The 25,484-nt window shown below is 40.5% G+C and carries 22 protein-coding genes; 18 read left to right on the top strand and 4 right to left on the bottom strand.

Annotated features, from left to right (window positions below; all coding sequences use genetic code 11):
• Positions 1-42: 42 nt before the first annotated feature.
• Positions 43-1,278 carry a lipoprotein-releasing ABC transporter permease subunit gene (locus ACR63T_RS09075; RefSeq protein WP_472783767.1) on the bottom strand — a complete coding sequence of 412 codons (1,236 nt, stop codon included), beginning with the start codon at positions 1,276-1,278 and terminating at the stop codon, positions 43-45.
• A gap of 400 nt (positions 1,279-1,678) precedes the next feature.
• Between ACR63T_RS09075 and ACR63T_RS09080 the strand changes: the two genes are divergently transcribed.
• Positions 1,679-2,671: a hypothetical protein gene (locus tag ACR63T_RS09080; protein WP_472783768.1), complete on the top strand. Its 993-nt coding sequence runs from the start codon at positions 1,679-1,681 to the stop codon at positions 2,669-2,671.
• A 130-nt stretch (positions 2,672-2,801) separates the two neighbouring features.
• Here the strand turns inward: ACR63T_RS09080 and ACR63T_RS09085 are convergent, their stop codons facing one another.
• Positions 2,802-3,191 (bottom strand): SCP2 sterol-binding domain-containing protein, encoded by a 390-nt coding sequence (locus tag ACR63T_RS09085; protein WP_472783769.1) that lies wholly within the window; start codon positions 3,189-3,191, stop codon positions 2,802-2,804.
• A gap of 868 nt (positions 3,192-4,059) precedes the next feature.
• Here ACR63T_RS09085 and ccoN point away from each other — a divergent pair.
• From ccoN to ACR63T_RS09155, 14 genes are all read left to right on the top strand, one after another.
• Positions 4,060-5,541, top strand: coding sequence for a cytochrome-c oxidase, cbb3-type subunit I (gene ccoN / locus ACR63T_RS09090; protein ID WP_472783770.1), 1,482 nt, complete (start codon positions 4,060-4,062; stop codon positions 5,539-5,541).
• 9 nt (positions 5,542-5,550) lie between these two features.
• On the top strand, positions 5,551-6,189 hold the full coding sequence (ccoO, locus tag ACR63T_RS09095) for a cytochrome-c oxidase, cbb3-type subunit II (protein WP_201569610.1): 639 nt from the start codon (positions 5,551-5,553) through the stop codon (positions 6,187-6,189).
• The gene (locus ACR63T_RS09100; RefSeq protein ID WP_305898527.1) at positions 6,189-6,371 is read left to right on the top strand and encodes a cbb3-type cytochrome oxidase subunit 3; all 183 of its coding nucleotides are present in this window, start codon (positions 6,189-6,191) and stop codon (positions 6,369-6,371) included. The genes ccoO and ACR63T_RS09100 overlap by 1 nt, the downstream gene beginning before the upstream one ends.
• On the top strand, positions 6,368-7,525 hold the full coding sequence (locus tag ACR63T_RS09105; RefSeq protein WP_305898528.1) for a c-type cytochrome: 1,158 nt from the start codon (positions 6,368-6,370) through the stop codon (positions 7,523-7,525). The genes ACR63T_RS09100 and ACR63T_RS09105 overlap by 4 nt, the downstream gene beginning before the upstream one ends.
• A 400-nt stretch (positions 7,526-7,925) precedes the next feature.
• Entirely contained in the window at positions 7,926-9,335 is a 1,410-nt protein-coding gene (gene ccoG, locus ACR63T_RS09110) for a cytochrome c oxidase accessory protein CcoG (protein ID WP_472783771.1), read from the top strand.
• Positions 9,336-9,488: 153 nt separating this feature from the next.
• Positions 9,489-10,076 (top strand): FixH family protein, encoded by a 588-nt coding sequence (locus ACR63T_RS09115; protein WP_305898530.1) that lies wholly within the window; start codon positions 9,489-9,491, stop codon positions 10,074-10,076.
• 41 nt (positions 10,077-10,117) lie between these two features.
• The gene (gene queC / locus ACR63T_RS09120) at positions 10,118-10,831 is read left to right on the top strand and encodes a 7-cyano-7-deazaguanine synthase QueC (RefSeq protein ID WP_472783772.1); all 714 of its coding nucleotides are present in this window, start codon (positions 10,118-10,120) and stop codon (positions 10,829-10,831) included.
• Between the two features lie 146 nt (positions 10,832-10,977).
• Complete coding sequence (locus ACR63T_RS09125; protein ID WP_305898532.1) at positions 10,978-11,307, top strand: hypothetical protein; 330 nt, start codon at positions 10,978-10,980, stop codon at positions 11,305-11,307.
• 164 nt (positions 11,308-11,471) lie between these two features.
• Positions 11,472-11,969: a peroxiredoxin gene (locus tag ACR63T_RS09130; RefSeq protein ID WP_201569622.1), complete on the top strand. Its 498-nt coding sequence runs from the start codon at positions 11,472-11,474 to the stop codon at positions 11,967-11,969.
• Between the two features lie 248 nt (positions 11,970-12,217).
• Entirely contained in the window at positions 12,218-13,726 is a 1,509-nt protein-coding gene (locus ACR63T_RS09135) for a dihydrolipoyl dehydrogenase (protein WP_472783773.1), read from the top strand.
• Between the two features lie 91 nt (positions 13,727-13,817).
• Entirely contained in the window at positions 13,818-15,017 is a 1,200-nt protein-coding gene (locus ACR63T_RS09140) for a mechanosensitive ion channel family protein (RefSeq protein WP_472783774.1), read from the top strand.
• A gap of 197 nt (positions 15,018-15,214) precedes the next feature.
• Positions 15,215-16,483, top strand: a complete 1,269-nt coding sequence (locus ACR63T_RS09145; protein WP_472783775.1) for a hypothetical protein — start codon at positions 15,215-15,217, stop codon at positions 16,481-16,483.
• A gap of 325 nt (positions 16,484-16,808) precedes the next feature.
• The gene (locus ACR63T_RS09150; RefSeq protein ID WP_305898536.1) at positions 16,809-17,087 is read left to right on the top strand and encodes a hypothetical protein; all 279 of its coding nucleotides are present in this window, start codon (positions 16,809-16,811) and stop codon (positions 17,085-17,087) included.
• A 65-nt stretch (positions 17,088-17,152) separates the two neighbouring features.
• Positions 17,153-18,988, top strand: coding sequence for a sensor histidine kinase (locus ACR63T_RS09155; RefSeq protein WP_472783776.1), 1,836 nt, complete (start codon positions 17,153-17,155; stop codon positions 18,986-18,988).
• A gap of 43 nt (positions 18,989-19,031) precedes the next feature.
• Here ACR63T_RS09155 and ACR63T_RS09160 read toward each other — a convergent pair whose 3' ends face one another.
• Positions 19,032-19,667, bottom strand: coding sequence for a response regulator transcription factor (locus tag ACR63T_RS09160; RefSeq protein ID WP_305898538.1), 636 nt, complete (start codon positions 19,665-19,667; stop codon positions 19,032-19,034).
• Between the two features lie 268 nt (positions 19,668-19,935).
• On the opposite strand from ACR63T_RS09160, the gene rlmKL reads away from it, so the two are divergent.
• The 3 genes from rlmKL (at position 19,936) to ACR63T_RS09175 (ending at position 24,366) form a co-directional block, all read left to right on the top strand.
• Positions 19,936-22,236 carry a bifunctional 23S rRNA (guanine(2069)-N(7))-methyltransferase RlmK/23S rRNA (guanine(2445)-N(2))-methyltransferase RlmL gene (rlmKL, locus tag ACR63T_RS09165; RefSeq protein WP_472783777.1) on the top strand — a complete coding sequence of 767 codons (2,301 nt, stop codon included), beginning with the start codon at positions 19,936-19,938 and terminating at the stop codon, positions 22,234-22,236.
• Between the two features lie 203 nt (positions 22,237-22,439).
• On the top strand, positions 22,440-23,015 hold the full coding sequence (locus tag ACR63T_RS09170) for a TerD family protein (protein WP_201569638.1): 576 nt from the start codon (positions 22,440-22,442) through the stop codon (positions 23,013-23,015).
• Between the two features lie 253 nt (positions 23,016-23,268).
• On the top strand, positions 23,269-24,366 hold the full coding sequence (locus ACR63T_RS09175) for a DUF475 domain-containing protein (protein WP_472783778.1): 1,098 nt from the start codon (positions 23,269-23,271) through the stop codon (positions 24,364-24,366).
• Positions 24,367-24,507: 141 nt separating this feature from the next.
• On the opposite strand, the gene ACR63T_RS09180 is transcribed toward ACR63T_RS09175, so the two are convergent.
• Entirely contained in the window at positions 24,508-25,167 is a 660-nt protein-coding gene (locus ACR63T_RS09180; protein ID WP_472783779.1) for a 7-cyano-7-deazaguanine/7-aminomethyl-7-deazaguanine transporter, read from the bottom strand.
• Positions 25,168-25,484 lie beyond the last annotated feature (317 nt).

Below are 25,484 nucleotides of genomic sequence, written 5' to 3' on the forward strand. Positions count from 1 at the left end.
CTTATTAGTGAACTATCTACTCACTCGCTACTTACCCACTACTTACTCGTAACGTAGCGTTTGCGCGGGTTGAATCTTAGCGGCCCTGCGTGCTGGATAAATGGTCGCCAAAAAGCTTAGTACGAATGAAGCACCCGTAATCAAGATCACATCAGTTAAACGTAGCTGTGAAGGTAGATAATTAATAAAGTAGGCATCAAATAGATTTAAACCAAAAGTTTGGTTAATAAAGCCCAAGATATCACTGACCGTTAGAGCAAAGATAATACCTAGAATAGTCCCTGCAATAGTACCGATAAATCCGATAACCACGCCTTGTACCATAAATATGTGAGTGATCAAGCGCGGAGAGGCACCAAAGGTCTTTAGGATAGCGATATCAGCTTTTTTATCCGTAACTAACATCACTAAGCTTGAAACAATGTTAAATGCCGCCACTAAAATAATTAAGAAAAGGAGCAGGCCAACCATCGCTTTCTCCATTTGTATCGCACCAAATAGATTGCCATGAGTTTGTGTCCAATCATTAGGATAAAGCTGGTCAGGTGCTATAGCTGCTGCTTTTTGCGCCGCTATTGGCGCAGTAAAAATATCATCTAGCTTGAGACGGATACCTTGTGCGCCTTCAGGTAGGCGTAATAATCTAGCAGCATCACCCATCGGAATAAAGGCCATTAGACTATCGACCTCTGGACTAATGCTAAATACACCCGTCAAAGTAAAACGCTTAAAGCGCGGAATAACGCCTGCGGGTGACGGTGATGCTTCTGGTAATACCAACGTCACTTTGTCACCGATACGAAGACCGAGCGACTGCACCATCTCTTCACCTAACACGATGCTAAAGTCGCCACTCTTTAAGGTATCAATGCTACCCTCAGTCATATGATTATTGATGATTGAGACATTTTTTTCATATTCAGGATCGACGCCGGTGACCATAATACCAGCGACTTGACCGTTGGATGTCAGCATACCCTGCAGTTGAATAAAAGGCGCAACTGCTACCACTTCTGGATCTTTTTTGATCTCATCCGCTAGCTGCTGCCAATCACCGATAACCTCAGTTGAGATAACCGTCGCTTGCGGCACCATACCCAAAATACGGGTTTTAAGCTCACGATCAAAGCCGTTCATCACTGACAATACTGTGATTAAAACCGCAACACCAAGGGTTAGGCCGATCATTGAGATTAAAGATATAAAGGAGATAAAACGGTTACTGCGCTCGGCTCGAGTATAACGTAAACCAATAAACAGGGCTAAAGGACGAAACATAGTTAAACTCTTTATCTTATCTAAGATTATCAATATAAAGCCATTAAGCTCTATTTGACTCTTAGATATGGTTTTGGACAGACTGATGACTAATACTGTTGTTTTTACCTTTTTATCATTGTTAGCTGAGAGCTAACTCTCATCGATAATGGCAAAAAAGGAGATAGTTTGACACAATTTAGTCAAAATGTACTATTGAATATGCTATTACCTTCTAAAAACCATGACTAATTTTTAAAAGGGTAACCAGCTTTGTTATTATTTTTTATGCAGGACTTGCTATTGCTGGTCACTATACCTATATATTATACGCAAAGGCGAATTGTCATTAACCCACCAGTATTGTTTGTTGAGCGTTTTGCATCCAGACGATACCGCTGACTTAATTTTGAGTATTTTCATGACTACCAATTATCATTATAAAATTCTACAGGCTCCAACCAAAATCACTTTAACCGATGCCCAAACGGCAGGTCACGCTGATCACTGGCGTATCTTAACTGATGATATGAGCCAAGATGTACCTGAATGGTTACAGCAGATGATCACCAAAGCCACAATGCCCAAAGGCCTTAATGATAACGTTACCGCGCAAGATAGTTGCCTGTTACTCTCTGAGGATCAGCCCTGTCATATCAATCAAGTATTGGCGATGAAAGATGGCAAGCCTGAGCGCTTCATCAATGCTTATCCCTGTGTTGACGGGCCTTATGGTCTCAATTGTAAGATTGAACGTATGATTGTCAATGACAATACTCATGATGCAGTACTGCGCCTGCGAACTGCGGATGGCAGCATTATTTATGCTTTTGATCAACTTCATACTGCTAACCGTCATCTTTATCAGCAAGGTCAATCCTACTTTGTCAATTTTAGTGCTTGGGCGCATGAGATTAGCATCAGTGAGCAAGATGAAGTCATCATGGTTGAGGATGCTGAAGCCATTCGCTATCATCGAGCCTTTAACGATATTGTAGCCGCTAATAACGGTCAAGTACCCACTGATATCCAAGAGCAAATCGCCAAATGGCAGCCAACAACTAAAGAGCAAATGGAGCCAGTAGAAATCAACTTAGGTCATATGTGCGCTTATTTATTTGGTGATACTTTAGGTCAAGAGGATGAGGCTTGGTGCCAAGGACAAGTATTAGGTAAGCAAGAAACGATGTTTAATGGTACGAATGTTATTTTGTTTGATGTGGTTATTCTGCGTGAGCAAGACTCTGATCCTTTCATTGTACGTATTGCTGCACCTAGTAATGCACAGACAAAAGCTATTAAAGTGCTCAATTACATACAAGCTAATATCTGGTTGCAAGCCGCTATCTATAAAGAAAACCAAAATAGCAGTAACACTAAAATCCAGATACAAACTCAACCGCAAGCCAGTTGATATGAATCTGCTGATATAAATCAGCCGACATAACCTTAATAGTTTATATCGCTATCACCTACAAAAAAGCCCTTAACTGAGTTAAGGGCTTTTGCTTATCTTGATATTATCTAAGCTAAATAATAGCTCACTAAGCCAGCGTTGTACCCGCTTTAATACGCTTAAATAGCTCTTTTTGCTCAGTGCTAGGACGTGCGGTTTGCAATGCCATCAACTGTGACATATCACCTTCAACACGAATTTTACCACTCATAAAGGCGCCCATAACTTCGTTCATATCAAAATCAGTAATGATAGACTGTAGGGTGCTACGATCTAATAATAATGTCGTCGTGGCTTTGTCATTTAAGCCTTTATGCAACAAACCATCAGCAAAATTGGCTTCGATATCTTGACCTTCATCAGCAACCTTTAGGTTAATTACCATATTCGCTAGCGCTGGTGGCAAGTTGAGCTCACCTGCTTCATTGCCAAATTGTTCCGCTTGTGCAAACCATGCATCTGTCAAAAAAACGGCCATACTCTAATCCCCTTAGAATAAAATAATGAACATAATAAAATAGTAAACGTCATGATTAAGGCTTGTAGATAAAACACCAAAAGCCTTAGTCATCTATAAGTATTATGGCTTGGAATCAGCAGAAGTAAAGACCATATATTGCAATATAGACTAAATTGTAACAAAACCTCTTCATTTAATTAAGACTATCTTCGTAAACTAGTCACAAAATAGCACCTACTTGTAGTGAGAAATTCTAATTCCTTACGATTCATATTGATATATTGATTTATTTTGTTATTATAGCTTCCTATAATCTTGCAACACGCTTTAGATAAGCTATTCGAATCTATTGATATGCATAATTCTAGATCAATGACAGTCAATTATTAAAAGCTATCAGTTAAAATATTTACCAAAGAGTTTGTATTTTCGCGCATGAGCTTGATGATATTTAATTATAATTGCGTTACAATACCTTAAACAGAATCATAAGTTTTAACTAAACATTACGTAACTATTTTTTATAGTATTTTGTTTTAATTTTTTTGTCAGCCGCCGCTAGCTTATCTTTTAACTAACAATTCTATCATCAGATTATATAGTGTTAGTTTTATAAAGATTAACGCACCTTATCAACTTGTTTTGATTCTCAGAGACGGCATTTTCTTATTATCCTAACCTTATTAATAATCCCACTATTTGCTAGCTATAGTCCTAGTTTGATAGCTAATAAGGTTACGATAATGATATTTGGCATTATTTTATACTGTGCATTTGTCGCTATAGAGCGTTTGTTATAAATTCTATCGAAAAGCGCTTATGTAAATACCTTATGTAAATTTTTGGTTATCACTGTTGATCATTCAGGCTGTAAAGGAATCATCCAATGAGTTTAAATAACACAGCAGTCGCCCCTGTTGACCGTGAGTATGAAATCACTATTGTTAGATTTTTTACTATCATGGCTGTCGTCTGGGGCATCGTCGGCATGAGTCTTGGTGTGTTCCTTGCCTCACAATTGGCATGGCCAGCACTTAACTTTGACATTCCATGGCTGACATTTAGTCGTTTAAGACCACTGCATACTAATGCGGTTATTTTTGCATTTGGTGGCTCTGCTCTATTCGCAACCTCTTATTACATCGTTCAGCGTACTTGTAAGACTCGGCTATTTGCCCCTTATCTTGCTTGGTTTACCTTTTGGGGTTGGCAAGCGGTTATCGTAGCAGCCGTCATTACCTTGCCATTAGGTTTAACATCAACCAAAGAATACGCTGAGCTTGAATGGCCTATCGATATTTTGATCGCTTTGGTTTGGATATCTTATGCCATTGTTTTCTTCGGTACTCTTATCAAGCGTAAGACCTCGCATATCTATGTGGCTAACTGGTTCTTTGCCGCCTTTATTATTACTATTGCGCTGCTGCATATTGTAAACAGTATGGCAATACCCGTTAGTGCTTTTAAATCTTACTCGTTATTTGGCGGTGCAACTGATGCGATGGTGCAGTGGTGGTACGGGCATAATGCAGTAGGTTTTTATCTGACTGCCGCTTTCTTAGGGATGATGTATTACTTCGTTCCAGTACAGATTGGTCGTCCGATCTACTCTTACCGCTTGTCTATTGTGCATTTTTGGGCATTAATTGCTTCATATATGTGGGCTGGTGGTCACCATTTGCATTATTCAGCGCTTCCTGATTGGACGCAGTCATTAGCAATGGTATTCTCTATTATTCTGTTTGCACCCTCTTGGGGTGGTATGATTAATGGCGTACTGACCTTGTCAGGTAGCTGGGACAAATTACGTACCGATCCGATCATTCGCTTTATGATTGTGGCTTTGTCATTCTATGCCATGTCTACTTTTGAAGGTCCAATGATGTCTATTAAGACAGTGAATGCCCTATCGCATAACACTGACTGGACGATTGGTCACGTACACTCAGGGGCACTTGGCTGGGTTGGTATGATTACTATTGGTTCGTTATACGTATTATTACCACGTATCTATAATAAGCCTAAGATGTATTCTATTAGCTTAATTACTACCCATTTTTGGTTAGCTACAGCTGGTACTATTTTCTACATCGTATCTATGTGGATCTCAGGTATTGGTCAAGGTATGATGTGGCTGGCGACTAATCCTGATGGTACTTTGGTATATAGTTTTGTTGATACCGTTGAGTTCTCACATTTCCCGTATATTGGACGTGCTTTTGGTGGTCTATTATATGTATCAGGTATGTTTGTTATGGCTTATAACGTTTATCGCACACTCAAAATGCCAGAGGGTAAGCCTGTAGATATCGCTGATCCAACGGATCATGAGCCTAGTGTTGATGAACCACGAACTGCTAACGTATAAGGAGCGATCATGGCTGGTACACCGCATGAGATTATTGAAAAAAATACAGGCTTGTTGGTCATCGGTATCGTAATCGCAATTAGCTTTGCAACCTTGGTTGAGATCGTACCATTGATTTATGATAACAAAGGACCTGAAGAAGGTGGAGTTAACGCTCCTCTTCCCGCCATGGAGCCATGGACAGCGCTTGAGTTTGAAGGTCGTGATGTCTATATCCGTGAAGGTTGTCACGTTTGCCATACGCAGATGGTACGACCATTACGCGCAGAAGTCGAACGTTATGGCCCTTATTCGCGCGCCGCTGAATCAACGTGGGATCACCCTTTTTTATGGGGATCTAAACGTACTGGTCCAGATTTGGCACGTGTAGGTGGACGTTATTCTGAGGATTGGCAAAAACAGCATCTAATCAATCCACGCTCATTAGTACCTGAGTCTGTTATGCCTGGATTCCCATGGCTTGCAGAAAATGAGATCAACGGTACTAACGTACAAGATAAAATGCGTTTATTCCGTGATCGTTTTGGTGTTCCCTATACTGAGGAAGACATTGACGGTGCTCCTGATGCCGTTCTTGGTGCAACTGAGCTTGACGCTTTGGTTGCCTATCTACAGCAGCTAGGTACAGCGATGGAAGGACAGCGCTAATGGGTATTGGTGAATTACAAACGATTGCAACCGTTTCTGCTTTTATTGCCTTTATAGGTGTTGCATGGTGGGCGTATTCCCCAAAAAACAAAAAACGCTTCGAAGAAGATGCACAGCTTGCGCTTGATGATGAGATGATTGATAACTTATCTGATAAGCCGCGCAATAAGGATAAAAAATGACATTTTTTTGGAGTTCTTGGATTACCATCATAAGTTTTGGGTGTTGGCTTTTCATCCTTGGTATTTTGCTGATGGTATTAAAATATAAGCCAGAGGTAGAAGAAGATGGTACTACTGGCCATGAATATGACGGTATTCGAGAATATGACAAGCCTTTACCTAAATGGTGGCTAGTAATATTTTTTGGCTCAATCGTTTGGGGCGTTGCTTATTGGGTATTTTTCCCAGCCATGTTTCCAGGATCGTGGGACGGTATTGCAACGGTAGAGGTCGATGGTGATGAAGTACCATGGACTTCACGCAATGAGTTATTTAGTGAGCTCGAAGCGAACGATAAAGTATTTACGGCCAACTTTGAAAAGAGCATATTAGTCAAGGCTGATGCTGCAAGCGCTGCTAAAACGCTCGGTCAATTGGATGAGCTACAGACGACTCTACGTCGTAGTGAATCGCCACCTGCTGATCTGCAAACTCAGATTGATGAGAAGATTGCAGCACTGGCTCCTGCTATCGAAAAACTGGCCGAAAGTCCAGAAGCACTAAAAGTTGGTAGCCGTTTATTCTTACAGAACTGTGCGGTTTGTCATGGCTCAAACGCCAAAGGTGCGATAGGATATCCTAATTTAACGGATAATGATTGGTTATATGGTGGTGAGGCTACTAACTTACTGACAACTCTACATAAAGGTCGGATCGGTGGGATGCCTGCATGGCGTGATCAGATCGGTGAAGAAGGCGTTCGCGCAGCATCTGAATATGTTTTATCGTTATCACCTAATAATGGTGATAAAGCCAACGGTGAGCTTGATAAGACTCTAGTGGCTCAGGGCAGTGCTATTTTTCAACAAAATTGTGCTTTATGTCACGACAAAAATGGCAAAGGTATGATCTCAGCAGGTGCACCAAATTTAACTGATAGTACTTGGTTATATGGTGGTGAGCGAGAAACGGTTCGTGATACGCTACGCTATGGTCGTGCAGGGGTTATGCCGCAGTGGGAAACTAAACTAGGTAATGAACGTATCATGCTAGTAGTCGCTTACGTTTACTCTTTATCGGATAAAAACCCGAAGCCTGTTACAGCTGCTGCATCAAACATTACTGCTAGCGCAAAAGCGCCAGTTGCTAATATTGAGGCTGCAAGCGCTAACTAAGCTCATAGTTTTATCTATTGAATAGTATTATACAACTGTAGAATCATTAAAAGGAGAGCTGTTAATGCAGCTCTCCTTTTTTATTATCTCAAAGAGATCAAAATCAGGCATGTGGTTCTGGACATAGATACTGTCTGGCTTTGAGCATAATATATATGAGAGTAATAATTGAATTATTGTAATATCTCCCCATCTATAGTAGGGAAAATGTTAAAATACTTATTGATTAATTGAATTTTATTTAGCGCAATTATTTTTACTTTATAAACCTAAAAATAGCGCATTCTGTCTCAACTATTTACTGACACTGATAACAGCACACGCTCATACATCTATACCTTGTATTAGAGATTCGTTACTCATGCCAGCAGACTTATTCTTTTTCTAAAGAGGCAAGTTTATGTCAGCACCATCATCTAATAAAATACCTGTACAGCAAATTGATCTTGATGCTACTAAGCATCGAATTCATCCTCGATTCGTTACAGGCTTTTATCAAAATATCCGCGTCGTCAGCATGTATTTTTTCTTGGCACTTTTTTTACTGTTGCCTTGGTTACGCTATGATGGCAGGCAGGCCATTTGGTTCGATGTGCCCTCTCAACATTATTATATCTTTGGCATGACCTTTTTGACCCAAGACTTTTATTTCATCGCCGCTTTTGCGCTCATTGCTGCGTTTACGCTGTTTATGGTGACTGTTTATGCAGGGCGGGTTTGGTGCGGTTATGCTTGTCCGCAAACGATTTGGACACATCTGTATCAGTATGTCGAAAAGTGGGTGATCGGTGATCGTAATAAGCGCATAAAGTTTGATAAGTCGCCTATGAGTGCGAGCAAAGCCTTCAAACGTGGTTTGATCTATTTTATTTGGTTTGTCTTGTCTGTTATCACTGCGTCGACTTTTGTTAGCTATGTTTCTGGAACTGAGTCTTTGTATAGCAGTTGGCAGATGATTGGGTTTATCCCTTTTCCTGATTGGCCAACATGGATATGGGTATCTATGTTTATCTTTACCTTTGCCACTTACGCTAATGCAGGCTACATGCGTGAGCAGATGTGTATTCAGATTTGCCCTTATGGTCGTTTTCAAAGCGTCATGTTCGATAAAGATACGTTGATCGTCTCATATGATTACGAACGCGGTGAGCCACGCGGTGCGCGCAAAAAAGGCACGAATCCTGAAGATTTAGGTGACTGTATTGAGTGCCAGATGTGTGTACAGGTCTGCCCTACTGGTATTGACATTCGTGATGGCTTACAGGTGGGTTGTATTCAGTGTGCTGCTTGTATTGATGCTTGTAATGAGATTATGGACAAAGTTGGCTATCCGCGCGGACTCATTCGCTATACTACCGAGCGTCAATTGGCTGAAAAAGAAGATACGCGCGTGTTTAGTAAACGTCTATTTGCTTATTTAGCGCTATTGCTAGTGTTATGTGGTGGTCTCGTTTATGCTTTGACCGATCGCGTACCATTAGAGATTGATATTCGCCGAGATCGTAACCAGCTGTCCTCTACTAATGCGCAAGGTATGATTGAAAACAGTTATGTGGTCAAGCTAACTAATAAGACTCAAGATGAGCATACTTATAAAATTACTCTAGCGCCGCAAGATGGATTGAGCTTACAGCTGCGTTTTAATGATGTGCCTTTAGCACCAGGTGAGAGCTTTGATATGTCAGTTAGTATCTATGGTGACCCAGCTATCATTGATAAGGGACAAACGCCTGTTACTCTCAATGTCGTTAGTGAAGATGGTCAGTATACCGTTAGTAAAGATAATGTCTTTACTACCCAAGGTCAATAAATGATCTTTACAAGTGCGTAGTTAATATCTCATCATTAACTGCGTCTATTTGCTTTAGTTTTGTAGATAATCAGTATAAAAGCTTATATCAAGTCTATATTTTATTATCTATCTTTTATTATTTATTATCTATCTTTTATTAATAGGTACTTTATGTCTACTTCAGCACCAGATTTTAAGCATCAAGACAGCCAGCCTTGGTACAAGAATTACATGGTTATTATCTTTGTAATTGGACTACCTGCTTTTGTCGTTGTGGCGTGTATTTATTTTGTTTATTACTCTTATCAGATTCGCGATAGCGTAGTGCGTGATGACTGGTATATGGATGGTAAGACTTTATATCATGATGTCTCACGCGATAAGCTCACTTATGATTTGGATCTACATGGTCAGATGCAGTTTGCTGATAATGGTGATATTACTTTTTACCTTAATTATCCTGAGCAAAGCCTGCAATCGGGTAAACTGCTCAACGGTACTCCTCTGACATATCCTGATGAATTGGCTTTATCCATCTCCCATGCTACGGATATCAAAAAAGATCGTGATGTTATATTGCAGCATAAAAGCGGTAATGAATATAGTGCTCAAGCACCTGATATCGATCCTCTAAAGGCTAAGTACTATCTGCAAGTTAGCCATGATGGGCAAGATGATTGGCGCATGCGTGATGTTGCTAAGCTACCTCGCGCTGAGGTAAGTTTTGATCCACTGCCTGTATTTGAAAAACAAAGCTAACTGTCCCCTTTAAAATAAAAGTTATAAATGGTTTGGTTATTATGCCTATTAATGAAAACGCCGTTGTACTATTATCAGGTGGCTTAGATTCTGTTACTTGTCTGTATTGGGCCAAAAAGCGCTATGCTGCTGTAACTGCGGTAAGCTTCGATTATGGTCAGCGCCATAATAGTGAGCTGATAGCTGCCAAAAGCATTGCTCAAAGTGCAGGCGTTGACCACCGTATTATTGATATCGATATTGCGCAGCTTGGCGGCTCCTCACTCACCGATCCTAGTATGCTCATTCCTGATGGTAATGCAGATAAATTCTCTACTAAAGATGATGAGCTAAGCGATAACGACGCTATTCCTAATACTTATGTCCCTGCACGTAATACTATCTTTTTATCTTATGCTCTAGCAGTGGCAGAGGTTACTGATGCTCGTCATATAGTCATTGGGGTCAGCTCCGTTGATTATTCAGGCTATCCTGATTGTCGCCCTGAATACATCAAAGCGTTTGAGCAGCTGGCTAATCTAGCAACCAAAGCTGGAGTAATGGGTCAGCATTTAGCCATTCAAACCCCTTTACAGCAGTTGTCTAAGGCAAAAACTATCGAGCTTGGTTTAAGCTTAGGTGTCGATTACGCTCAAACCATCTCTTGCTATAGTGCGGATAGCTATGGCTTGGCTTGTGGTATATGCGACAGCTGTACTTTGCGCCGTCAAGGCTTTGTACAAGCGGGTATCACTGACCCGACTCGCTATCAGTAATCTGACGCCATAAACATAGCGGTAACATTCGATTGCATCATCACAGCACAGGCAGAGTATTTTTTGCCGATTAAAATTGTTATGGTAGGAGCGATCATTTTAGTGTCTATACAAAATTTTTAGTTATTATTGATGAGAGAAAAGATATGAAGCTGTTGCAAATGATACCTCTAGTCGCTGTCGGCCTATTTGTTATACCACAAGCTAATGCTGTCGATATTAAGCAAGAAAATATAAATACTTGTATTGATGGCGCCGTCAAATACAAAGTTGCTGATAAAAATACAGCCTCTAAACTTTGCAATTGTACGATCGGTGTGCGTAGCAAAATGACTATCGGTCAGATGTGGGAAGTAGAAAGCTATGCTGCAAGCAACAAAAACCCATCAACCCTACCTTATGTCAAAAGCATGCAACAAGAATTGCAGCAATGTACTGTAGGACTTGATCTGAAAAAGCCGCAAAAAGTGGCTTAAGATAGATACCAATTCAACGTTAAAATACAAAGACTGGCTATTATTGTCAGTCTTTTTTTTGCTACTAGTTGCCAATGAAGACGCAAAGTGTAAGACTAACCAAGCTACCATTTGAACAAAAAAACAAACAGCACTTAATCGATTCATTATAAAAGGAATTTACTATGGCCAAGCCCACCACAGAAGTCATCGCGTTACCTACATTTCCAGTATCTTTGGTTCGCAAGCTCGATGGGCATTTTATCCAAGATGACATAAGCTTAAGCGAGCTGGTTTCTCATAAAAAGAAGGGTTTAATCCTTTACTTTTATCCCAAAGATAACACTCCTGGCTGCACCACCCAAGCGAATGATTTTACTCAGTACCTAAATGCTTTTGATGATCTTGAATACGATATCATTGGCGTCTCTCGTGATAGCGTAGAGTCACACAAAAAATTTATCGAAAAGTACGATTTACAGATTCCTTTAATTAGCGATACCAATGAACAGCTTTGCCAGTATTTTGAGGTGATTAAAGAAAAAAACATGTATGGCAAAACCACTATCGGTTTAGTACGCTCAGCATTCGTATTTGATAAAGAAGGCAAACTGACTCATGCCCAACGTAATCTGCGTGCCAAAGACTACGCTGAGCGTTTGCTGACGACCCTGACTCCTTAACCTTTGGTGAAGGGTTTTGACTGCTTTTGATTTAGCATTGATGCGCTAAACATTTTTGCAACAGCTCACTACGTTTATCTTGCTGCATGTCTATTCATCTTGATTTACTCTACTTATGCATATGCTCATCAAATAAACAGCACTGATGATATTTTACGGTGACTGGCAATACAATGACTAACTGTATACTAGCTCATAATGATGATTACTAATGTGCACTAAATACTTCTAATGCGAGAATAATAACTATGAGTAAATCTAAAAATAGCGCTGATACCGACCTATCCTCTGAGCAGTCCTCAATCCAAAAAATAACCCGTAGCGTAGATGTCGCGGTAATTGGTGCAGGTACAGCAGGTCAAAACGCCTTTCGTCAAGCGAGTAAAACCACCAAAAGCATCGTTATTATTAACGAAGGGTTTTGGACGACCACCTGTGTGACCGTAGGCTGCATGCCTAGCAAACTATTAATCGCGGCGGCTGATCGCGCGCATGACGCTAAGTACTCAGAGCAATTTGGTATTCATAGCGAGGTGACGATAAATGGCAAGCAAGTCATGGCTCGAGTACAAGCCGAACGTAGTCATTTTGAGAGCTACATCCATAAACAAGTCGATAGTTGGCCTGATGATAAAAAGATAGCCGGTCACGCCCATATTAATAAGCAAGGTTTAATCGAGGTCAATGACGAGCTGATTCAAGCGGATAGAATCATTATAGCTACAGGCAGCTCCCCTTTTATCCCTGATGGCTGGGATAAAAAGTTAGGCGATACCCTTTTCACCTCAGATACCATATTCGATATGTCTGATCTACCTGAGTCGATGGCGGTTGTCGGGACGGGCGCGATAGGCTTAGAGATGGCACAAGCTTTTACTCGTTTAGGGGTTGCCGTCACGGTATTCAATCGCGTAAACCGCGTCGGTGGACTCAAAGATAAAGACATTAATGCAAAGGCTATCGATTGCTTAAGTGCAGATTTGAAGATGCACCTTGATAGTGAAATAACAGAAGTAGGTACAGTTGTTGCTGATGACAGCTTAGTTGCCTTCATTGACTATACAGATAAAGACGGTAATCAGGTGCGCTGGGAAGGTAATCAGGTGTTAGTGGCTACTGGACGCCGCAATAATATCGATCAATTAGGCGTTGAAAACCTTGGTGTTGAGCTTGATGATAAAAACCGTCCCAAAAATCTGAAAATAGATACGGGTCAGATTGGTGATCTTGATGTCTATATCGTCGGTGATGCTAATGCCCATATCCCTCTATTACACGTCGCTAGTGATGAGGGTTATAGTGCCGGTAGTCGCGTCTGTGAGCAAGATGACGAGGTTTATATTCGTCCACCAGCTACCCCTTTCTCTATTATATTTACCTCACCACAAATCATTAATGTCGGTATGTCGCAGCAAGAGATTGAAGATGATCCTGATCTTGAGTACGTCATTGGTAAAGTAAGTTTCGATAATCAAGGACGCAGCCGTATCATGGGTGTCAACTGTGGTCTGCTGCATATTTATGCCTGTAAAGAGACGGATAAGATACTCGGGGCTAGTATGGTAGGTCCTGCTGCTGAGTACATTGGTCATATATTAGCGACTGCTATTACTAATGATATTTGTGTAAAGCAGCTGCTTGATACGCCTTTTTATCATCCTACTATACTGGAGGGATTGCGAACGGCATTACGTGATGTGCAACATAAAATGGCAATACCTTTTCAGTCTCTTGATACTCAAGAAGATGGCTTTTAACCAGCGCCTCAGTTAAACTTCTATGCTAAGTCTATTTTGAAACAGGCCTCTTCTAAAATAGGCCCCTTCTAAAACAAGCATGGATGATAAAATGGCAATCGCTACTGTTACTGATTTTTTTCAGGAAATCATTCATGATTTATATACCAGTCTTTATTTGGCGATTGGCGGTTCGATAGATGAAGATACCTTAGATTGGTCAGCTTATGCAGCAGAGCTAACCAGCACGGGTATCAAAATCCTAATCCTGCTCGGGATAATAGGATTTTTTTATTGGTTGGCGATATATTTTTTAAAACACAATAGCTCCCGCTTACATTTGAATGAACGTCGCGCGAAAATTGTTCGTTCTATACTGCGCTATGTTTGGGTAGTTGCCAGCTTGATTGCCGTTATGAGTCAGATTAATTTTGAGCCAGCCACTGTAAAGGCGACGGCTAAAGCCTGTATTTGGGCGGGTATCTACTACGTATTATGGGCCTCATCAGGACAGATCATTCACAAAGTATTGCAGCACTATGGTCTAAACGCCTCTATCGAACAGCTGCTCAAAAATATATTATCAGTGCTGTTATTAGTGCTGGGGCTTGCCAGCGTTATGGCGCAGTTTGGCTTTGATATTGTCTCTTTAGTCGCAGGTTTAGGTATCGCAGGTTTAGCCGTTGGTTTTGCTGCGCAGTCGACACTAGCTAACTTTATTGCAGGCATTACTATCTTGCTTGAGCAGTCGTTTCAAGTAGGCGACTGGGTGAATATCAATGGCAATGAGGGCCGAGTGGTCGTTATCGCCCTACGTACTACCCATGTACTCACTCGAGATAACATCACCGTCATTATTCCCAACTCTAATGTGGCCTCCTCTGAAGTCACTAATATTACCTCAAAAAACTTTATCCGCTTTGATATTCGTATGCGTATTGCATTTGAAGATGACATTGATACAGCGCGTAAAGAGATTTTGCAGATATTAGAGGATACTGAGGTCATTTTAAGTCGTCCTGAAACCTCGGCTACTGTCGCTGAGATTGGGGAGTATGGGGTGTTTTTTATTGTGCGTTTTTGGGTCAAGCCCGCCTCAGTCGCGCGTATACCTAAGATTAAAGAAAACCTGCAAGAGGCGATTAAGCTTGCCTTTGATAAGGCTAACATCTCAACCCCTTACCCCCATATGCGTTTGCTGATGCCTAAAGACGTTGACTATCCTATTCCCACAAAGCCGTTTGCTACGACTACTCAAATGCTACCTAATGATGAGCTGACCTCAGCCACAGCGACTAAAACTGATCAGTAATGTAAATACGTAGCACCTCTTTTAGAACCCGCTTAGTTTAATCATATTAAAACAAACCTAGCTCCTCATAAAATCAACTCCTATCTCCTGTACCTGTAGATATCTACAGGTACATTTTTGCTGAATCCTTGTTATGCTGAAACAGTAAGCAATAGGTCTAATCAACGTTCATTGATTACTGAAAGGGAGTTCTATTCATGAAAACTAAGTTAAAACTTATTCAAGCCATAAGTGCTATTGGCGTAGGTTTAATGCTTACGACAGGCGCATTTGCTAATGAGCTAGTCAATGGAGACTTTGAGCTAAATCCGCCTACCAGTGGGTTTGGTAACCATTTAGATCACTCGATTGCTCCTTGGGTGCTAGGCTCAGGTAATGGTTCTAACGTCATCAGAACCAATCAAGGGATTAACTCTACAGGACAAGGCCCTCGTAAAGATGCATCAGCGGCAGTATCGGGAACCATCAGACACTATCTTGATATTTATAATGGAAATAATGACTTCTATCAAACCTTTACAGCCACCTGTAATGGAGAAGCGACTTTTGGTGGTTATTTCTCTACCAGAGCCAATCAAGGTGGCACAGCTTCTGTCACCTTACGCAACGGAACAGGTACCAATGGATCAGTCGTTGGTCAGTCAAATCTTGTCAATCTGCCAGGTGGTACCTCTGCTACAGATCCTTGGACACGAGTATCCTACACTAGCCCAGTGGTGGCAGGTAGTACCTATTCATTGGTCATCAAAATGGATAATCAAATGAATTTTGATGAAGCCTTTGTTAAAGTTAAAGGTTGTAACTATGGACCAGGGCCAGTTAAGCCTGGTGAAGTTATTGGTCAAGTAGGACCCGTTATTATTGATTTTGAAGATGTGGTACTTCCAGTACCCGTGGATAATTGCTGCCCGCCTATCAATGAGCAATCTATCGCTCGCCAGTTAACTCCTGTTTTCCAGCCAGGTGGCGGATCAAACAGTAATTATCGACTGAATTTTTCAGCAACCTCGCAATTTAATAATCAAAATCAAAACTACCTAAACTACGTCAATAGCATGCAACCACCGATTAATGCGCTGATATCTACATGGCGTATTTACGATAAGGCACCTGGCGCTCTTGGCTCACCAGTTCCAACTTCAGGAGGTTGGGGAACTCAAATTGAAGAGTTTTTTACTACGTATCATATTACTAATCCAATAAGTCATGGTAATACTTCATCTAACTATTCAATGAAGCCAAATCATTGGTATCGTGTGCAAGTAGGCACCTACTTTAATGGTAATAATAAATTCTTTCCGAAAAAGTGTGAATCCTCTGATTATTGGGTTAATTGGCAAGTAGGCAATAAATCTGCAGGTTCATCAGGCAGCTTTGTCATCAGTGATGGTAAAAAAGAGCTTGCTCGTATCCAGTCAGAGCCTAGATCTATACCAATGAAGGCTGTACCAATGAAAAGAAGATAGACTCTAAAAATATTTAGAATTAGTTTGACCATGCTTCAAGAGCATTCGATAAGACAATGAAAACCCATAAAACCTTAGAGACGTTACTTTTAAAAACCAAAAAACCTGTCATTAGATGACGGGTTTTTTACGTCTATGCATTAATTTTTAGCTCACTAATATAAGTGAAAAGACGTTTTGTTAGCTCGATTATTCTTTTATAAAAGTCATATCGACAATGTACCTGTAGATATTTACAGGTACATTGTCGTTGAATAATTGTTATGCTGAATTCATAGGTCAAAAGTAGTTCATCAAAATGATTAATATAAAGGACGCTATCATCATGAAAAATTTAAAAATTTTATTTATTAGCCTAACTATTGCTCCGCTAGTTGTTTCTGTTGCTTATGCAGATGTTGGCGGTGGTGCTGGTAAGGCATACTTTCCAGATTTCTCTGTAAAACAAAAGCTCATTCCTCCACCTGCAATTTTAGAAGAACGGAGAGTTATTAGTCGGCAACGAGTAGATATACTAAAAGCTCAATCATTAGCTATAGCTACCACTAAAAACACCTCAGATGATCCTACAGCTCAAGAAAATAAGAAATTAAGAGATGACTAAATTGAAAAACCAGTAGATAAACGTATTTTTGAGACAATGCTCACTCAGATAAAAGGGTAATCCATATGATTAAACAGCTGATCTGCTTTATATGGTTTATTGTTTTGAGCTCAATCGCTTGGTCAAGCGACGAGCTTATCGCCATAGATGCAGATTGGCAGTTTTATCAGACCGATGATATTAGCCTTGATTACAACGCGATTCCTGCCAGCGACTGGCAAGCGGTTGAACCTTCACAATTACTCGCAACCAATGCCAATAATGGTATCTACGGCTGGTACAAAGTTAGCTTTGATTGGCAGTACAGCATGAGCGATGACTGGCTCTTGTATTTTGAGAACATTCGTTATGGTGATGAGACTTGGCTTAATGGGCAGCCAATAGGCGCGACAGGCAAGATTCTGACCCCTTGGGATTTTGTCACTCCTAATCCTCAGAACGTTGCCCGAAAATATCAGATTCCATCAAACCTACTCAAACCTCAAGACAATATCTTAGCTGTCAAAGTCAACCTCGGCATTGGCGAAGCTTGGGGCGCGATGTTCCCAGGTGGTGTTGGTATTGGTGGCGATACGATAGCTATCGGTATACCTGATGTCGTTCATGATATATACAATCAACAACTCATTAGTAATACTCGTTTTGATACGATATTAGTGACTTTAGGACTAATTGATCTATTTATTATTATCTTTTTATTTCGTACTTCTATTCATCATTTTCGAGAGTTTTGGTGGTTACTTATCAGTAGCTCAACCATGATGTGCGGCTCATTACTGTTAGATTATTGCTTTATGTTAGAAGAACGGCCTAACGGTCTTAGACTATTTTCTATATTTTTTATGTTAATTGTCCCTCTTACTAGCGCCTTGTATTTTCGAGCTATGTACCAAAACGTATCTGATCGTAAGGTTTATATACTAGTGACATGCTGGCTATTACTGGTCGCGTTTATAGTTACTCCCAATGTTGCTGTCATTATAAAAGAGATCAGTTGGTTACTATGGACAGCACTTGTGGCTATCGTTTATCTTTACTGCTTAATCTCAGTAATTAATGGTATCAGACAGCGTAGTAGTGGCGCGGTATTACAGCTGATCGGTCTGAGTATTTATATTGCCTCAATTCGTACTCAGTGGTTACCTTATGACTTTTATGAGCATCGCAATATTATTATAGGTACTTTAGTATTTCGTTATGCTCTACTGTTCTCTTACTTTCAACGTATTAGTCAGATGAGCAATAACTACAAAAAGCTCTCACAGCGTCTGTTAATAACGATTGAAAATCATAAAAAAGATATCGCCCGCGACTTACATGATGACTTAGGTCAACATTTATCAGCAGCCAAGCTACAGCTGCTATCGTATGACCAAGGTGAAACCAAACTATCTATGAGTTTTATTAAAGAAGAGATCAATGCCGCGATTTTGTCAACGCGCGAAATAATGGAGGGATTGCACCCTATGCTACTAGAGCGATATCGTTTCGATGAAGCGGTATTACAGGAAACTCGGCACTTGATGCGTTTGTATCCAGTAGAGATTGAACTCACTATAAGCAAAACAGGTTTTGATAAAGCTATAGAAAAACAGCTATTTCGCATCATTCAAGAGGCACTACACAACGCTATAAAGCATGGTAAAGCGAATCTACTTCATGTGCAATTGGCTGTTTATAAACATCAAATTCATTTAATCATAACGGACAATGGTGTCGGCTTTAATCCTAATGAGCTGCCTTTATCTTCAACCCATCAAGGTTTTGGTTTGATTAGTTTGCACGAGCGCGTTGCTCTAATTAATGGTAACTTGCAGCTGACTTCTATTAAAGGCGAAAGTACAACAATTAAAATAATACTACCTTATAAAAACAAAAGATTAGCTTTAAAATCTCTATAAAATAAACCGTTAGCTTTTGATGGTAACTCATAGCTATATAGTACTAATTGATATTAACCAAACCATAACTCACCGCTTTTACAATGGCTTGAGTGCGATTGGTTGCCTCTAGCTTTATAAAACAGTTCCTCATATGAAAACATACCGTACGCTGAGTAATACCTAGTTGATAAGCAATTTGTTTATTACTATTACCATCAACCGCGCAGATCAAAACCTCAACTTCGCGATCCGTTAGATGAGGTGCTATTGCTACCGTTTCTTGGGTTTGTATTTCGTCAAGTAATAAGGGCGATACAAAAATTTCGCCGATACTAACCTTTTCAATAGCAATTAATAAATCTTCAAATGCATTGTCTTTTAGTACATAGCCTGATAGCCCAAGAGATAGCAACTGCTGCGCTTTGTAGCCATCTTTCAACATAGTTAACGCAATCAATTGAGTAGGATAGTTTTGCGTCTTAACGGTGTCAATAATCTGCTCAATGCTCGCACCAGACATAGATAAGTCCATAAGAGCAATATCAGGCTGATAGCTGTTAATAATATCAAACGCCTCATCGCCATTCGTTGCACTTGCTAATAAATCAACCCAAGCCAGTTTATCAAACAGCATAATAAGACCTTCCAAAAATATTGGATGATCATCTGCAACAATCAATGTGATTAGGGTTTTCATTCATTCAGTATAGAGCATATAAAAAGCAGTATTAAGTTTTATTACTTAATACTGCTTTTTATTGATAATTTTTGTCAATAAAGATAATTATACTAGGGCGTCTTGATGACAATATAAGTGCTTTTATAATCAGTGCTTTTATAACTCAAGTAATTTTACTGTTTTAAACCTTTGAGCTTTAGACCTGAATCTCTAAAATTATGGTAAAATCGCGGGTTAACATTCCTGCTCAAATCTGCTTTATTTATTCAGCCTTATAGGTATCCGTATGACCGCACCAACCACACCTGCCTCTGTAGCACCCGCTTTATCATCAGACCTATCGCTTAACCTTGTTATCACTTGTGCTGATGGGCTTGAGATACCGCTACAGACTGAGCTGACCAGCTTCGGTATCCCCAGCGAAATCAAGAGTACTGGTCGCTTAACGGTTGTAGGGACACTAAAAGATCTATATACGATTTGTCTTTGGTCGCGGGTCGCCTCGCGGGTACTGATGCTGATTAAACGCAAAAACATCAATACCGAATACGATGTAGCAGAGCAGCTATATGGTCTGGCAAAGTCGATTAGTTGGACCGAAAAGTTCAATCTTGAGCAAACCTTTGCGATTCGCTTGTCTGTCGATAAACGCGTCGCTGTCAGTCAGCAGTTTGCTATGCTACGTATCAAAGACGCGATTGCCGATACCTTTAATGAAGTTTATGACAGTCGTCCCAATGTCGATAGTAAGAATCCAGACTTTGCTATTTTTGCGACAGTTAATGATAAGCAAGCTGAGCTATATTTAGACTTGTCTGGTACTAGCCTGCATCGCCGTGGTTATCGTGTAGCGATGACGGATGCACCACTCAAAGAAAACTTGGCAGCCGCCCTGCTTTATAGTGCTGGCTGGCATCTCCAAAACGCCTCTAATGATGCACCCTACTACAATGCACTGATCGATCCGATGTGTGGCTCGGGTACTTTTATCATCGAAGCCCTGCTCATGCATTGCGATTATGCGGTCGGTATCGATAAAGCCGCCAACCAGTTTGGTTTTTATCAGTGGCAGCATCATGATGACACGCTGTGGACAGCGATGATTGATGAGGCACAGACCCGATTCCGAGAGGGCTTAGCTATCGCTATTGAGCAGCCTGATACCCTACCGCTTATTCTAGGCTTTGATGCTGATAGCGGTGCTATATTAGCGACCCAAAAGAACCTAATAGCCGCAGGCCTGCAAGACTTGTTGCCGCTAATAGATCTTGAGACTCGCGCCCTTGATCAGCTCAAAGCTACTTTGCAGCCGATGGTTAAAGATGGCAGATTGAGCAATCCGCTAGTCATTACTAACCCGCCTTATGGTGAGCGCTTAGGCGATGAAGATTATATTCGTCCACTTTATCAAGCATTAGGACTGATCTTACAAGATAGTTTCGCAGGTAGTGGTGTTGATCCGATGATAGGTATCCTTGCCGCTAACGTTGAGCAAGTCGACATCTTACCTATTAGTGAGCCTAAGACTTTGCGCTGTCACAACGGTGCCATTACCGTTTATTTCCGCTATGGTCAGCTTATCGCTGGGCAAGTTGGCTCTCTGATGAGCCGCTTTGAAAAGCGTGAGATTGAGGTTGAAGAAGGCCTAGACTTTATCAATCGCTTGCAAAAGAACTTGGGTAAACTTAGAAAACAGGCGTCGAGAGAAAACGTCAGCAATATTCGTGTCTATGACGCTGATTTGCCTGATTTCAAAGTCGCCATCGACTTGTATGGCGATTACGTGCATGTGCAAGAATATGCGCCGCCCAAAACGATACCACCTGAGACCGCCAAAAAACGCTTTAATCTAGCGCTAATGGGTATCCGTGAAGTATTGGATATCAACCGCGAGCAAGTGTTTATCAAGACTCGTGCCCGTCAGTCGGGTAATGATCAATACAGCAAGCAAGGCAATACCGAGAAAAAAGGTAAATTTTATATCGCTCGTGAGGATGACGCTTACTTTTATGTCAATTTTACTGACTACTTAGATACGGGGTTGTTTATCGATCACCGTAATATGCGCGCACGTATCAAAGCCAATAGCCGCAACAAATCAGTGCTGAATTTATTTGCTTATACTTGTACTGCAAGCGTTCATTCGGCTTTAGCGGGTGCTAAAAAAGTCACTAGTGTTGACTTGTCACAGAATTATCTAGATTGGGGTAAGCAGAACTTTGTACTGAACGGTCTTGATGTCAGTCGCAATAACTATCAATTCGTCGCCGCTGATATATTTGAATGGATTAAAGATAATACTGAACAATTCGATATTATCTTTATCGATCCACCGACCTTTTCAAACTCCAAAAAGTTTCAAGGCACCTTTGACGTGCAGCGTGACCATGCTGCTCTAATCAACCGCGCTATGAATCGCTTGACGGCTGACGGCGTATTGTATTTCTCTAACAACTTTACTCGCTTTGAATTGGATGAGCAGTTAACTGAGCGCTACGATATCACTGATGTTACGCACCAAACCATAGGCTTTGACTTTAATATCAAAAAACCGATCCATCAGAGCTTTGAGATTCGTCATCGCTAAAGCAAGTTATTGCTAAGACGATTATAAGATGATCTGACTTTATTATTAGAAGGGTCATTTATATTAAAACAACATAAACGGGTACAATAATGACCTTATCGGCTTTGATTGGGTCATTTATTGTTGTTATGATAGAGCGCTATTACATAATATTATGTTAGTTAATTCTAAAATAATTTAATTCTAATAAAAAGGATAGTCCTATGGCTTTATCATTAAATAAAGGCGGTAATTTATCGCTAACCAAAACCGACCCAAATCTAACTAAGCTATTGATAGGGTTAGGTTGGGATGAGCGTGCAACCTCTGGTGCTGAATTTGATCTTGATGCTAGTGTGTTTTTATTAAGCACTGCGGGCAAAGTGCGCGGCGACCATGATTTTATCTTCTATAATCAATTAAAATCAGACAATGGCGCAGTCGAGCATACAGGTGACAACCGTACTGGCGAAGGTGATGGCGATGACGAGCTCGTAAAAGTTAATTTGACTCAAGTACCAGCCGATGTCGACAAAATCGTCGTTACAGTGACTATTCATGATGCTGCTGCGCGTAGTCAAAACTTTGGACAAGTTGCCAATGCGTTTATTCGTGTAGTGAACGAAGAGACAGGTACTGAAGTGGTACGCTTCGACTTAGCAGAGGACTATTCTGTAGAGACTGCTATGGTCTTTGGTGAAGTCTATCGCCATAATAATGAGTGGAAATTTCGTGCAGTAGGTCAAGGCTATTCAGGTGGCTTGCAAGCGATGTGTCAACAGTATGGCGTTGATATCTAATATTTTTTAGTGAATTTCATAAAGGGTTTAAGCTTATCATATAGGTTTAAGCCCTTTAATTTTGAGCGTTAATCCCTATAATAGGAGGGTTGATAATCAAGCGCTTATTTATTGGACATGAAGTTATTAGTAGTAAATTTTCCTACAATGCTTTATCTTCTTATTGTTTTTATAAATGGTATACAAAGCAAATTTTTATTATTCAATACTTTTTCAAAACCAGCTTACTTTGTGCTATTAGACAGGATATGTCATGAGACATTTTTATTTAGATTTTATCTTCACTGCTATCGCTTTAGCAGTAGCCGCATGGTGGGGATACTCTCACAGTGGCATAAGCGGGATGTTATCTACGCTATCGATTACTGCTATTTTGGCAGTAATGGAGATATCATTATCGTTCGATAACGCGGTAGTCAACGCTTCGGTATTGAAGCGCTGGGATGCCTTTTGGAAGATGATATTCTTAACCATCGGTATTTTAATCGCCGTATTCGGTATGCGTCTGGTGTTCCCTATTGTCATCGTCGCGGTCACCGCTGATCTTGGTATGATGGAAGTTATCACCCTTGCGCTAAACAACCCAGCAGAATACTCAGCGAAATTGCTGGCTCATCACGCTGAGATATCAGCGTTTGGTGGTATTTTCTTACTGCTTGTATTCTTGAACTTTGTCTTTGATGATAAAGAAGTCCATTGGTTTGATTGGCTTGAGAGCCGCTTGGCTAAATTCGGTCAAGTCGATGCGATGAGTGTATTTGTCGCGCTTATCGTGCTGATGGTTGCTGTCTCATTTGCCAATGAGACCCAAGCTGGTGCGGTGTTGATCGCAGGTATTTGGGGTATTTTGGTCTATCTTGGTGTGCAAGTGATATCAGGGTTGCTCGAAGGTGACTTGGAAGAAGAGCTGGACGAGCACGGTAATACTACTGGTCAGACCACTAGTGCTATCATGCGCGGTGGTATTATCGGCTTCTTATACTTAGAAGTACTCGATGCGTCGTTTAGTTTTGATGGCGTTATCGGTGCCTTTGCTATCACTAACGATGTTATCGTCATTATGCTAGGTCTAGCTATCGGTGCGATGTTCGTGCGTTCGATGACGATCTTTTTGGTCGACAAAGGCACGCTCGATGAGTTTATCTATCTTGAGCACGGTGCGCACTATGCTATCGGCGCATTAGCGGTTATTATGCTGCTATCGGTTAAGTTCCATGTACCGGAGCTGATCACAGGTCTTATCGGTATCGCCTTTATTGGTTGGGCGCTGTTAGCTTCGCTTAAACATCGTAAGATGGAAGCACTAAACGAGGCGAACAATCCTGAGCTAAAAACTCGGCAGTTAGACTAGTTCGTTAGTTTGAAATAGTTAGATAAGCAGGCCATAGCAATTAGTTGTTATGGCCTATTTTTATGCGGTAATTAATTTAGCTAATTCCTGCATATTATGCTGAGATTAACCTGAATATCGTAAGCTTCATTCAACCAAGCTCTACTTCCCTGCCAGCATCTTTTGCAACTTCGCTAATATCACACCGTACAAGGGTAAAAAGATAAGTATGCCCATTATCATCTTAAATAGATAATCTATAGTGCCGATCTCGATCCAATTGGCCGCCATAAAAGGGTCTGGACTTTTGTAGAAGGCAATGGCAAAAAAACAAAGACTATCGATTAAGTTACCAATAAGCGTCGATGCTAGAGGCGCAATCCACCAAGTTTTAAACTGGCGCAACTTATTAAAGACTCGAATGTCTAACAGCTGCCCAATGACATAAGCACTAAAGCTAGCTAAGACAATACGAAAGACAAATAAATTAAAATCTAGTAGCTGCTCATGACCGACGAATACCCCATTAGCAAACACTACTGAGAAATAATAAGAGATTATCAAAGCAGGCAACATAGCAAAGAGAATAATTCGTCTTGCTAATTGCTGACCAAACATACGCACGGTCAAATCCGTAATCAAAAAGATAAAGGGAAAGGTAACAGAGCCCCACGTAGTAATAAAGCCAAATAAGCTCACGGGTATCTGTACTAGATAATTACTAATAGCAATGACAAAAATGTGCAGGCCTACTAGCCAGAATAAAGCACGGCTGTAGCGAATGGATTGAATTGGAGTAGTTAAGATAGTACTGATGCTCATAGAAGAGTCCTTTTTTTAAATCAGGGTTGAGGGAACCTGAGCGCGCATATTATAAAGCAAAATGTTGATAATGGCTAACATGATTATGACGAAAGCGTTCAAATCATTTACGTTACAACTAAGATCCAAGTGTAATAGCGAGTGTAATATAGACACACAAAATACGACTTGCTTAGTCTGCACACGCTTAGTATAGTAAAGCTTGAAGATATATAGGGCTTAGGTTATGGTCAGTGTTACGACTGAATAATTTAAGCAAATATTTTATATATTTAACAGCTCAAATGCTTGAGTTTTTAAAATCCCAATTGACTTAA

Source organism: Psychrobacter sp. M17(2026) (assembly GCF_055699815.1).

Excerpts from the sequence above, each read along its gene's own strand:
- ACR63T_RS09075 (WP_472783767.1), bottom strand. The coding sequence starts at position 1,278 with ATGTTTCGTCCTTTAGCCCTGTTTATTGGTTTACGTTATACTCGAGCC.
- ACR63T_RS09080 (WP_472783768.1), top strand. The coding sequence starts at position 1,679 with ATGACTACCAATTATCATTATAAAATTCTACAGGCTCCAACCAAAATC.
- ACR63T_RS09085 (WP_472783769.1), bottom strand. The coding sequence starts at position 3,191 with ATGGCCGTTTTTTTGACAGATGCATGGTTTGCACAAGCGGAACAATTT.
- ccoN (WP_472783770.1), top strand. The coding sequence starts at position 4,060 with ATGAGTTTAAATAACACAGCAGTCGCCCCTGTTGACCGTGAGTATGAA.
- ccoO (WP_201569610.1), top strand. The coding sequence starts at position 5,551 with ATGGCTGGTACACCGCATGAGATTATTGAAAAAAATACAGGCTTGTTG.
- ACR63T_RS09100 (WP_305898527.1), top strand. The coding sequence starts at position 6,189 with ATGGGTATTGGTGAATTACAAACGATTGCAACCGTTTCTGCTTTTATT.
- ACR63T_RS09105 (WP_305898528.1), top strand. The coding sequence starts at position 6,368 with ATGACATTTTTTTGGAGTTCTTGGATTACCATCATAAGTTTTGGGTGT.
- ccoG (WP_472783771.1), top strand. The coding sequence starts at position 7,926 with ATGTCAGCACCATCATCTAATAAAATACCTGTACAGCAAATTGATCTT.
- ACR63T_RS09115 (WP_305898530.1), top strand. The coding sequence starts at position 9,489 with ATGTCTACTTCAGCACCAGATTTTAAGCATCAAGACAGCCAGCCTTGG.
- queC (WP_472783772.1), top strand. The coding sequence starts at position 10,118 with ATGCCTATTAATGAAAACGCCGTTGTACTATTATCAGGTGGCTTAGAT.
- ACR63T_RS09125 (WP_305898532.1), top strand. The coding sequence starts at position 10,978 with ATGAAGCTGTTGCAAATGATACCTCTAGTCGCTGTCGGCCTATTTGTT.
- ACR63T_RS09130 (WP_201569622.1), top strand. The coding sequence starts at position 11,472 with ATGGCCAAGCCCACCACAGAAGTCATCGCGTTACCTACATTTCCAGTA.
- ACR63T_RS09135 (WP_472783773.1), top strand. The coding sequence starts at position 12,218 with ATGAGTAAATCTAAAAATAGCGCTGATACCGACCTATCCTCTGAGCAG.
- ACR63T_RS09140 (WP_472783774.1), top strand. The coding sequence starts at position 13,818 with ATGGCAATCGCTACTGTTACTGATTTTTTTCAGGAAATCATTCATGAT.
- ACR63T_RS09145 (WP_472783775.1), top strand. The coding sequence starts at position 15,215 with ATGAAAACTAAGTTAAAACTTATTCAAGCCATAAGTGCTATTGGCGTA.
- ACR63T_RS09150 (WP_305898536.1), top strand. The coding sequence starts at position 16,809 with ATGAAAAATTTAAAAATTTTATTTATTAGCCTAACTATTGCTCCGCTA.
- ACR63T_RS09155 (WP_472783776.1), top strand. The coding sequence starts at position 17,153 with ATGATTAAACAGCTGATCTGCTTTATATGGTTTATTGTTTTGAGCTCA.
- ACR63T_RS09160 (WP_305898538.1), bottom strand. The coding sequence starts at position 19,667 with ATGAAAACCCTAATCACATTGATTGTTGCAGATGATCATCCAATATTT.
- rlmKL (WP_472783777.1), top strand. The coding sequence starts at position 19,936 with ATGACCGCACCAACCACACCTGCCTCTGTAGCACCCGCTTTATCATCA.
- ACR63T_RS09170 (WP_201569638.1), top strand. The coding sequence starts at position 22,440 with ATGGCTTTATCATTAAATAAAGGCGGTAATTTATCGCTAACCAAAACC.
- ACR63T_RS09175 (WP_472783778.1), top strand. The coding sequence starts at position 23,269 with ATGAGACATTTTTATTTAGATTTTATCTTCACTGCTATCGCTTTAGCA.
- ACR63T_RS09180 (WP_472783779.1), bottom strand. The coding sequence starts at position 25,167 with ATGAGCATCAGTACTATCTTAACTACTCCAATTCAATCCATTCGCTAC.